Genomic DNA, 3681 nt, shown 5'->3' on the forward strand with positions numbered 1-3681 from the left:
AGTTTTATTGCCCGCCGACTGGGGTTACTGATCCCCACGTTTTTCGGCATCACCTTGCTGACATTCGCGTTGATTCGCATGATCCCTGGCGACCCCGTGGAAGTCATGATGGGCGAACGCAGAGTCGACCCCGAAATGCACGCTCAGGCAATGGAACGCCTAGGTCTGAACAAACCCCTGTATGCCCAGTACCTGGATTACATCGGCAAACTGGCCCACGGCGATCTCGGTGAGTCCCTGCGCACCCGTGAAAGCGTCTGGACCGAATTCACTTCCCTGTTCCCCGCGACCCTGGAACTGTCCATGGCCGCCCTGCTGTTCGCCGGCGTCCTCGGCCTTCTGGCCGGGGTGATCGCGGCACTCAAGCGAGGGTCCCTGTTCGACCATGGGGTGATGGGCATCTCCCTGGCGGGATACTCGATGCCGATCTTCTGGTGGGGCCTGATCCTGATCATGTTCTTCTCGGTGAGCCTGGGCTGGACCCCGGTGTCCGGGCGGATCGACCTGCTCTACGACATCGAGCCGCGCACCGGCTTCATGCTGATCGATACGCTGCTGGCCGATGACGTCAGTGCGTTCTTCGATGCCCTGCATCACCTGATCCTGCCGGCCATCGTGCTGGGCACCATCCCGCTGGCGGTCATCGCGCGGATGACCCGCTCCTCGATGCTCGAAGTGCTGCGCGAAGACTACATCCGCACCGCCAAGGCCAAGGGCCTGTCGCCGTCGCGCGTGGTGTTCGTGCACGGTCTGCGTAACGCCTTGATTCCGGTACTGACGGTGGTCGGCCTGCAAGTCGGCACCCTGCTGGCCGGTGCGGTCCTGACCGAAACCATCTTCTCCTGGCCCGGCATCGGCAAATGGCTGATCGAAGCCATTGGCGCCCGAGACTATCCCGTCGTGCAAAACGGCATCCTGTTAATCGCCTGCCTGGTGATTGTGGTCAACTTCGTAGTGGACATCCTCTACGGCTTTGCCAACCCACGCATCCGTCATCAGCGCTGAGATCATGACCATGACCATTCCAATTCCATCGGTAGCAGTCGATCAAAGCCTGCTGTACCCGTCTCCGTACAAAGAATTCTGGCAAGCGTTCGCCAAGAACAAAGGTGCCGTCGCCGGCCTGATGTTCATGCTGCTGGTGATTTTCTGCGCCATCTTCGCCCCGTGGGTCGCCCCTCACGACCCGAGCGAGCAGTACCGCGACTTCCTGCTGACCCCACCGGCCTGGCTGGAAGGTGGACAATTGCAGTTCCTGCTCGGCACCGATGAACTGGGCCGCGACCTGCTGTCGCGCCTGATCAATGGTTCGCGCCTGTCGTTGCTGATCGGTTTGTCGTCGGTGGTGATGTCGCTGATCCCGGGCATCCTGCTGGGCCTGTTCGCCGGGTTCTACCCGCGCGTGCTCGGCCCGACCATCATGCGTCTGATGGACATCATGCTGGCCCTGCCGTCGCTGCTGCTGGCCGTGGCGATTGTCGCCATCCTCGGCCCTGGCCTGATCAACACCATCATTGCCATCGCCGTGGTTTCGTTGCCGTCCTATGTTCGTCTGACCCGCGCCGCGGTGATGGGCGAACTGAACCGCGACTACGTGACCGCCGCGCGCCTGGCCGGTGCCGGCCTGCCACGCCTGATGTTCGTCACCGTGCTGCCCAACTGCATGGCGCCGCTGATCGTCCAGGCCACCCTGAGCTTCTCCTCGGCGATCCTCGATGCCGCCGCACTGGGCTTCCTCGGCCTTGGCGTACAACCGCCAACCCCTGAGTGGGGCACCATGCTGGCCTCGGCCCGCGACTACATCGAACGCGCCTGGTGGGTGGTGAGCCTGCCGGGCTTGACCATTTTGCTCAGCGTGCTGGCAATCAACTTGATGGGTGACGGCCTGCGCGACGCGCTGGACCCGAAACTCAAGAACGCCGCCTGAGGAGATTCCCATGTCATTGTTAGAAATCAAGAATCTCAATGTGCGCTTCGGCGACAAGAACGCCACGCCAGTGGTCGACGGCCTCGACCTGAAGGTGGACAAGGGCGAAGTACTGGCCATCGTTGGCGAGTCGGGTTCGGGCAAGTCCGTGACCATGATGGCGCTGATGGGGCTGATCGAGCATCCCGGCATCGTCACCGCCGACTCGCTCAGCTTCGACGGCAAGGACATGCTCAAGTTGAGCAATCGTCAGCGTCGGCAGATCGTCGGCAAAGACCTGTCGATGGTCTTCCAGGACCCGATGACCGCACTCAACCCGAGCTACACCGTCGGTTTCCAGATCGAAGAAGTGCTGCGCCTGCACCTGAAAATGTCCGGCAAACAAGCGCGCAAGCGCGCCATCGAACTGCTGGAGAAAGTCGAGATCCCGGGCGCCGCCAGCCGCATGGACGCCTACCCGCATCAACTGTCCGGCGGCATGAGCCAGCGTGTCGCGATCGCCATGGCGATTGCCGGCGAACCGAAACTGCTGATCGCCGACGAACCGACCACGGCACTCGACGTAACCATCCAGGCACAGATCATGGACCTGCTGCTGGCGTTGCAGAAAGAACAGAACATGGGCCTGGTGCTGATCACCCACGACCTCGCCGTCGTCGCCGAAACCGCCCAGCGCGTGTGCGTGATGTACGCCGGCCAAGCGGTCGAAGTCGGTCAGGTGCCACAGTTGTTCGACATTCCGGCGCACCCGTACAGCGAAGCATTGCTCAAGGCGATTCCGGAACACAGCCAGGGTGCCGCGCGCCTGTCGACCCTGCCGGGTATCGTGCCCGGTCGCTACGACCGTCCGCAGGGTTGCCTGCTATCGCCGCGCTGCCCGTATGTGAAAGACAACTGCCGTCAACAACGTCCGACCCTTGACCCGAAAAGCAACAGCCTCGCTCGCTGCTTCTACCCGCTGAACCAGGAGGTGGCGTAATGGCCGTCGTTCTTACCGCCCGCGACCTGACCCGTCACTACGAAGTGTCCCGTGGCATGTTCAAGGGGCACGCCACCGTACGCGCGCTCAACGGTGTGTCGTTCGAACTGGAAGCCGGCAAGACCCTCGCCGTCGTCGGTGAATCGGGCTGCGGCAAATCCACCCTGGCCCGGGCCCTGACGCTGATCGAAGAACCGTCCTCCGGCTCCTTGAAAATCGCCGGCCAGGAAGTCGCCGGTGCCGACAAGGCCCAGCGCAAGCAACTGCGCAAAGACGTGCAGATGGTGTTCCAGAGCCCCTACGCCTCGTTGAACCCACGGCAAAAAGTCGGCGACCAGTTGGCTGAGCCGCTGCTGATCAACACCAACCTGAGCGCCGCGCAACGTCGCGAGAAAGTCCAGGCGATGATGAAGCAGGTGGGCTTGCGTCCCGAGCACTACCAGCGTTATCCGCACATGTTCTCTGGCGGTCAACGCCAGCGGATTGCCCTGGCCCGAGCGATGATGCTGCAGCCTAAAGTACTGGTGGCGGATGAGCCGACCTCGGCGCTGGACGTATCGATCCAGGCACAGGTGCTGAACCTGTTCATGGACCTGCAGCAGGAGTTCAACACCGCCTACGTGTTCATCTCCCACAACCTGGCGGTGGTGCAGCACGTTGCCGATGACGTGATGGTGATGTACCTCGGTCGCCCGGTGGAAATGGGCCCGAAGAACGCCATCTACGAACGCCCTCTGCACCCTTACACCCAGGCGCTGTTGTCGGCCACGCCGAC

4 protein-coding genes are annotated in these 3681 nt (G+C 62.4%); all 4 read left to right on the forward strand.

Going from position 1 to position 3681, the window contains the following annotated elements; genetic code table 11:
* Positions 1-1005, forward strand: a 1005-nt coding sequence (locus KGA88_RS01040; protein ID WP_223588296.1) for an ABC transporter permease subunit, incomplete at its 5' end; no start/stop codon positions are given.
* A 10-nt stretch (positions 1006-1015) separates the two neighbouring features.
* Positions 1016-1927, forward strand: coding sequence for an ABC transporter permease subunit (locus KGA88_RS01045; RefSeq protein WP_223588298.1), 912 nt, complete (start codon positions 1016-1018; stop codon positions 1925-1927).
* Positions 1928-1937: 10 nt separating this feature from the next.
* The gene (locus KGA88_RS01050; protein WP_110659992.1) at positions 1938-2906 is read left to right on the forward strand and encodes an ABC transporter ATP-binding protein; all 969 of its coding nucleotides are present in this window, start codon (positions 1938-1940) and stop codon (positions 2904-2906) included.
* A partial coding sequence (locus tag KGA88_RS01055) for a dipeptide ABC transporter ATP-binding protein (protein WP_223588300.1) occupies positions 2906-3681 on the forward strand: 776 nt, incomplete at its 3' end. The genes KGA88_RS01050 and KGA88_RS01055, both read left to right, overlap by 1 nt.

The organism is Pseudomonas sp. A-R-19, from assembly GCF_019956575.1.
Lineage (GTDB): Bacteria > Pseudomonadota > Gammaproteobacteria > Pseudomonadales > Pseudomonadaceae > Aquipseudomonas.

What these genes read in the sequence shown, in the direction of transcription:
- KGA88_RS01045 (WP_223588298.1), top strand. Translation starts at nt 1,016, where the DNA reads ATGACCATTCCAATTCCATCGGTAGCAGTCGATCAAAGCCTGCTGTAC.
- KGA88_RS01050 (WP_110659992.1), top strand. Translation starts at nt 1,938, where the DNA reads ATGTCATTGTTAGAAATCAAGAATCTCAATGTGCGCTTCGGCGACAAG.